The organism is Variovorax sp. GrIS 2.14 (assembly GCF_046115955.1).
Classification (GTDB): Bacteria; Pseudomonadota; Gammaproteobacteria; order Burkholderiales; family Burkholderiaceae_C; genus Variovorax.
On the sequence record NZ_JBJXIA010000062.1, the window covers coordinates 1 to 5,841 of the forward strand.

The 5,841-nt window shown below is 59.5% G+C and carries 9 protein-coding genes; 3 read left to right on the plus strand and 6 right to left on the minus strand.

Features of this window, described 5'->3' with window-relative positions:
* Positions 1-144 (plus strand): IS3 family transposase (locus tag RCH10_RS27145; RefSeq protein WP_409054786.1); only part of this gene is annotated, 144 nt, incomplete at its 5' end.
* 67 nt (positions 145-211) lie between these two features.
* Positions 212-706: an ATP-binding protein gene (locus RCH10_RS27150; protein WP_409054778.1), complete on the plus strand. Its 495-nt coding sequence runs from the start codon at positions 212-214 to the stop codon at positions 704-706.
* Between the two features lie 435 nt (positions 707-1,141).
* Here RCH10_RS27150 and RCH10_RS27155 read toward each other — a convergent pair whose 3' ends face one another.
* The 6 genes from RCH10_RS27155 to RCH10_RS27180 all read right to left on the minus strand — a co-directional run bounded on the left by RCH10_RS27155 (position 1,142) and on the right by RCH10_RS27180 (position 4,806).
* Positions 1,142-1,426 (minus strand): hypothetical protein, encoded by a 285-nt coding sequence (locus tag RCH10_RS27155; RefSeq protein WP_409054779.1) that lies wholly within the window; start codon positions 1,424-1,426, stop codon positions 1,142-1,144.
* A gap of 387 nt (positions 1,427-1,813) precedes the next feature.
* Positions 1,814-2,188, minus strand: coding sequence for an SOS response-associated peptidase family protein (locus tag RCH10_RS27160; protein WP_409054780.1), 375 nt, complete (start codon positions 2,186-2,188; stop codon positions 1,814-1,816).
* Positions 2,070-2,468 (minus strand): SOS response-associated peptidase family protein, encoded by a 399-nt coding sequence (locus RCH10_RS27165; RefSeq protein WP_409054781.1) that lies wholly within the window; start codon positions 2,466-2,468, stop codon positions 2,070-2,072. Before RCH10_RS27165 ends, RCH10_RS27160 begins: the two co-directional genes overlap by 119 nt.
* A gap of 64 nt (positions 2,469-2,532) precedes the next feature.
* Positions 2,533-3,171, minus strand: coding sequence for a hypothetical protein (locus RCH10_RS27170; protein WP_409054782.1), 639 nt, complete (start codon positions 3,169-3,171; stop codon positions 2,533-2,535).
* Positions 3,172-3,441: 270 nt separating this feature from the next.
* The gene (locus RCH10_RS27175; protein WP_409054783.1) at positions 3,442-3,648 is read right to left on the minus strand and encodes a hypothetical protein; all 207 of its coding nucleotides are present in this window, start codon (positions 3,646-3,648) and stop codon (positions 3,442-3,444) included.
* A 15-nt stretch (positions 3,649-3,663) separates the two neighbouring features.
* The gene (locus tag RCH10_RS27180; protein ID WP_409054784.1) at positions 3,664-4,806 is read right to left on the minus strand and encodes a sensor histidine kinase; all 1,143 of its coding nucleotides are present in this window, start codon (positions 4,804-4,806) and stop codon (positions 3,664-3,666) included.
* 74 nt (positions 4,807-4,880) lie between these two features.
* Between RCH10_RS27180 and RCH10_RS27185 the strand changes: the two genes are divergently transcribed.
* Positions 4,881-5,261 (plus strand): response regulator, encoded by a 381-nt coding sequence (locus RCH10_RS27185; protein WP_409054785.1) that lies wholly within the window; start codon positions 4,881-4,883, stop codon positions 5,259-5,261.
* The last annotated feature ends 580 nt before the right edge of the window (positions 5,262-5,841 follow it).

Below are 5,841 nucleotides of genomic sequence, written 5' to 3' on the forward strand. Positions count from 1 at the left end.
CGGGACTGGAAGGGCACGACCATCGAGCAGTTCATTGAAATGGTCGACTCGTACATCCGCTGGTACAACGAGAAGCGGATCAAGATCTCCCTGGGAGCCCTCAGCCCGATCGAATACAGGGTGAGTCTTGGACTTGCGGCATAAAACCAGTCCAAGTTTTTATCCGCACCCCCGGTGGGTCAAGTTGAGATCGGCGCCGACAAGCCTGGCCTTGGGCGAGTGGGTCCACAGCGGTCACGCCGTGCTGATTACCGGGCCGACTGGCGCGGGCAAAAGTTGGTTGGCCTGCGCATTGGCCCAGCATGCCTGCCGGCGCTGGTACAGCGCGCTGTACCAGCGCGTGCCGCGCCTGGAAGAAGAGCTGCGCATCCGGCATGCCAACGGCACCTTCACACGCTGGCTCGACATCCTGAAGAACACCGATGTCCTGCTGCTGGACGACTGGGGCATGGCTGCGATGGACCGCCAGACCCGGGCCGATCTGCTGGAGATCATCGATGACCGTGCAGGCCACCGCGCCACCATCATCACCAGCCAGCTGCCCATTGAGCACTGGCACGAGTGGATAGGAGATCAAACGACAGCCGATGCCATGCTCGACCGCATCATGCAAAGCCACCACCGCTTCACGCTTACGGGTGAATCGTTGCGCAAGAAGGCCCCGGCATCCAGAGTCAAAGGGGACAACTCAATTGGCAACGTCTGAGGAGCACAGTCATGCCGGGAGTGAATGAGACAGGAGCCGCTGCGCGGCTGCCAGGGCGCCTCCGGCGGCCTGGCAGGGGCCAATCAAATTAATTCAACTGACATCCAGAAAAGGCAAAACAGAAAAGGCAAAACGGCCGAAACACAGCTCGGCCATAAAATCAAATCGCGCAACACCACCCTGCGGTCACGTTCATCGGAAGCCCGGTCACGTTGCCGGAATCGACGGTCACGTTCACCGGAATACGCAGTCGTGCGCGGCCGATCGGCCGCTTAAGACGTATTGCAAGAAGCCTTCATCAGCATCTGGCGCGGCGCTGGCAACTACCAGAATGCACAGTGAGCTGGCTGACCACCTCAACTTCCCGATCGGGACGGTCAAGACATGGATACGACGCGGACTTATGAGCCGGCGGCTCTGTATGAAGGTCTGAGCTTAGTCGGCCCGGATCGGCCACAGCGCAGCGTGGGGCTGCGAGTCCGCTGACTCGAACGGCTTCACCGCAGCGTCGTTCATCCTCATTTCGATCTCGGTCAGCCTCTGACGAACGAGTTTGGCATCAAGTGGGGTGCCTTGCATCGCTGCTTCCATGATCCGGTGGTACTCATCGATCAAGGCTCTCAGCGCGGCGGAGGCGATATGAAAGTTTTCGAGGCTGCTTTGCACGCGTTCCTTTTGCTTGAGGTTGATAAACCCAAAAGAACTGTAGGAAAGCAGCAAGCGCAAGTCGGTGCGCTACCACACATTGTTTGCAAGGCAAGGCACAAACCTGCATCGCCATCTTCGCCGCCGCGCGTGATCACCTCTGTCTTCGGCGCCGCAGGCGTCGACAAGCGAGGTCACCCACTAAAGATGCGGCCACTTCACCAAACCGAGCGGGCGATTCAGCGCAGGTGAGCTGGTCGCGTAGACAGCCTCTGCGGTAAAGAAAAATGGCCCCGCGTTGTTGAGACGCGGGACCAAGGGCGCTGAACCGACTTTCACCGGAACCTCGACACGCGAGCAGCGGGCCCATCGAGGTTTTACCGTTACAAGAAGCGGTTTTCCATAGGCCGGGCGTCGTATGCCGGTTTGCTTGACTTGGCGACTTTGACGAACATGGTCATGTCAGATCTCCTCTATCAATGCCGGTGGCGGAACGATCGGACCGGCACCGAACACTTCGACAGGTGACGGCCGCAGCAACTGCTTCGCCTCTTCGACGGTGCCGGCCAGCCACTGGTCGACATCACCCGCCTCGATGGGGATCACGCTGCGCTTGTCCTGGGCGTCGAGCCCTGCTTTGGGATCGGGCTTGTGCATGTGGTGTATCAGCGCATGGTCGTCAGCGTTGAGCGTGAGCATCGTGTAGCTCTCGTGCACCTCACCTGTGTCTTTGTCGGTCCAGGCGTTCCACAGGCCCGCCAAACCCCACGGCGCCCCATCGGCGCGGCTGAACTGCCACCAGATGTTCTTTCCCGTCTCCCAGTTGGGTTTCGTCAAAGGACGCGGCCGGGATGATGCAGCGCTGGCCGCGTTTCCACGGGTCTTTGTAGCTGGCTTTTTCGGCCAGCTCTTCGCTGCGCGCATTGTTGGTGGGAAACTTGAGCTTCGGCTCTTTGGCGAACCAGGGGATCAGCGCCCACTGGCCGGTAACGAGCTCGCGCTCGTAGCCTGTCGAATGCCGGGCGCGCCGGATGAAAGGCCCTCGTGATCGAGGAAACACCTGGCGCGGGAAGAGCGGTGGTTTGTTCGTCGGGCCGAAGTGCCAGAAGCGTTCCATTTCGGCTTCGTCGGGGGCGACGTATTGATTGCACATGGGCGGCTTCGGGTTGGAGGTTGACTGCTCAGGATCTTGACTTGAATCGTTCTGACGGCACGGCGTCCTGTCGCCCGACCTTCACCAAGTCGGAAGATCGGACGCCGGGTTCGTAGATGCTATCGGCCTTCTTCGCGACCAAGCCTTCCAGTTCAAGCGGCAGCAACTCGGCCTTGAACAGCAGATCACGGTCCGATTCAAAGTGCCCGACGTACAGGATGCCGGGCAAAGACGGCTGGAACAGGCGCTGCAGCCGTTCGTTGCGCTCAAGGTAGGGGATAGCGGCCTGGTCGGCGCCATTTGCCAGCAGCAAGTCGAAGACGCAGAAAGTGACCGGGCCGCTGCCGCCGTACCAGCTTCGGCGTTTGGCGCGCGCGTGCAGGCGGTCGAAGTCGCTGCGGCCTTGCGTATCGATCACACAAAATTCACCGTCAACCACGTACGGCCCTTCCGGAAACAGTTTGATGTTGGACAGCGGTCGGGTGATCTCCGGGAACCAGCCGGTTGCGTTGGCCCCGTTGCGCGTCTTCAGGACGCACTTGCCCTGTCCAAACTCCGCCATTAGGCGATAGCCGTCGAATTTGATCTCATAAGCCCAGCCTGGCGCGTGCAGGTCAAAGGGTCGCTCATCAAGGAGCATGGGCTTGATATGCTGAAGGAACGCCATGCAAATCAGCTTGTGCTTCGGCGAGGTGGCGCCCTGTCATCAAATGGCCAAAGATGCGCCGCCGAAACATCTGGAGCGAACGATGTCGATAGAAATCGAAGTCTTGGAGGAGCGATTGAGGGATGCGGCGACGGCGCTGCTGAATGCAACAGGCCCAGCATCTTGTTGCTTGGCGATCGATGGAAGAATCCCGCCCCGCTACGTTGCAGCTGGCGAGTCAAGCCAAATCCGGTGGCTCTTGCCAGACGCGGCGGCAAACGACCCGGCAACTTAGACGCGACGCATGCCTTCAATGCAGCGTCTGGCGTTGCTTCCAGCTACGGCGATTGCAGCGGCTTCAGTCGGGTGGCCTTCATCGAAGACCATCACCGGTAGACCGCCATCAATCTCATAGGACCACAGCCAGCCTGCCTGAATCTGCGCTGTGAAGACCACGACACGCCAGCCCTGATAGTGAAATTCGCGCGCTTGCTGCATTTGGTTGCCGAACCCTTACTGAGCCTTCTCACACAAAGCAGCGGTCTCAGACTTTGGTAGCGTCATGGTGAACTTGACGCGCTGCGATGAACACTCGCCGTGCACATCGCCGCCGTGGATCTTTGCAATTTGCCTAACGATGAACAAGCCAAGGCCAAGGTTCGAGTGGTCCGACCCTTGCCCTTTAGCCGCCCCCCGGCGCAGCGGCTCGAAGAGCTGTTCCATCTCGTTGGGACCGATGCTGTGAGCTGCGGCGTTTTCAACACTCATCCGGACGGAAAGCTTGTCGCCCTCGATGGTGACGATGACAGGCTCGTCGGGAACGCCATGTTTGACGGCGTTCGTGACAAGGTTGCCCAACGCTTCGCGCAGCCGCGACCCGTCAAATTCACCCCGCATGTCACCTTTTGTCACCAGTTCGATCTGGGCGCCCGGCAACGCGGCGCACTGTATTTCAATTTCTTCGGCGGCGGCGGCGGCAAGATCTATCGGTGCGCGCTCAATCGGCATGCCGCCGCTCAACCCAGCCATGTTGTACGCAAGAAGCGAGTCCATCAGCGTGGCCATCCGACGCGTGCTCCGCGACAACATTGTCGTTGGGAGATGAAGCTCCTTCGGGGCCTTGGCGGCAATGATTTGAGCGGTCAGTGCAATGGCGTTCAAAGGCCCCCGCAGGTCGTGGCCCAATACACCAAGAAAGATCTGCTGCCACCGCTCGACCTCGGCCGCGTACGTCTGAACCGACTCTGCCAGTGCCTGGTCGATCGCTTCGTTGAAGCGGCCGACGTCTCGCACCGCATCAGGGCCGTGTGGGGCTTCATCGGCCCAAAGGCGCAAGACGCTGGACCGCAGCGCGCGGTATTCGGCGAACACCTGTTCTATGCGCAAGCCGCTGCGCGCCCGCAAAAGGCCATGGATTTCAGCGGCCGTCTCAGGCTGGCCGTCGGCAGCGTGTGAGAGACCATGAGATCGGTCAATCGACTCCGTCCTACTCTGTGAGCTCCTCAAGTCGGTTGAGATGGCTTCCAAGACTAGGGGCAAATGGTCACGGAGGACAGCTTCGTCTTCATCCTTCAACCGCAGGATTGTCCTGGCGTATGCGATGGACTCGGACAGGATGGGCTCTTTGGCGATTTCAAGAAACTCAGCGATCTGCATGGCAACTCTCCAAGTTGGATCGGGCAGATGCCGAGCATCCGCTCTGTGCAAAATTCTCTAAAAAAGAAAATCGAATGACACGCCCTTTAGAAGTTCTGATTCTCGACGATGAGCGTGAAGCCGCCGACATGTTGGCCGAGCTACTTGCGGTGTACTTTCCGGATGCACGATTTCGGGTTGCTAACGCCGGCGAAGATGCATTGCAGCTCGGTGCAGCGCGTCAACCGGACGTCGCGATCATGGATCTGGAAATGCCTGGCTTGGGAGGCGAAGCTGCAGCCTACGCCTTGCGCGCGGATTTTTCAGGAAGCGCTGTCAAGCTGATCGCTCTATCCGGCAACGTCTTGCGTCTGGCTGCTCTTCGAGAAGCCGGCCCCTTTGACCACCTGTTGAGCAAGCCAGTTGACCTGCAAGCCTTGGTTGAACTGCTTGGGCGCAACGATCACCATGTTTGAACGTGTTGAGCGGTGGTGGGGCGGCAGCTTTCAAAGCACGCGTAGCAACGGCGTCGTGGTCGGTTGCTGGCGAAGACCTTGGCCCCGTCGACTGTTAGATCGTGCCGTTGGATCGTTGACCAGAAGTAACCGGCTAAGCAGCAAAGGCCGGAGGTGACCGCGTTGCCCGAGCGGCATTCTGCGCAACTGATAGGTGTGAACAAACGCTCAGATGGACCGCCGGTTTGATCGCAGCTCTGCCCGATCATTCGTAAGCCGCGCCCGGGTGTGTCCGCTCGCGTTGCCGCCGGACTCTGCATCACAGTAGCCGCCTGCGATGCGGGCGCACGGGTCCGCGACACCGATCGCAAATTCGAGGATCTTCGTGTCAAGTTTATCGCCTGGCGTAACCAGGCCATGCTTCGCAGCAAGCTCAGTGAACATAGCGCGCGGATCTTGATTTGGCGCGCCAACCGGGTCGCCGCCTTCATTCTCAATGGATTTTCCCCAGTGCAAGCAGCGGCGTTCGTTTGCGGTCCTATACCGTCAATTCCTTGAAATTCTAGATTCAAGCTTAACGATGGATCGTCGAAAACTAGCC

Excerpts from the sequence above, each read along its gene's own strand:
- RCH10_RS27165 (WP_409054781.1), bottom strand. The coding sequence starts at position 2,468 with ATGGAACGCTTCTGGCACTTCGGCCCGACGAACAAACCACCGCTCTTC.
- RCH10_RS27170 (WP_409054782.1), bottom strand. The coding sequence starts at position 3,171 with ATGGCGTTCCTTCAGCATATCAAGCCCATGCTCCTTGATGAGCGACCC.
- RCH10_RS27175 (WP_409054783.1), bottom strand. The coding sequence starts at position 3,648 with ATGCAGCAAGCGCGCGAATTTCACTATCAGGGCTGGCGTGTCGTGGTC.
- RCH10_RS27180 (WP_409054784.1), bottom strand. The coding sequence starts at position 4,806 with ATGCAGATCGCTGAGTTTCTTGAAATCGCCAAAGAGCCCATCCTGTCC.
- RCH10_RS27185 (WP_409054785.1), top strand. The coding sequence starts at position 4,881 with ATGACACGCCCTTTAGAAGTTCTGATTCTCGACGATGAGCGTGAAGCC.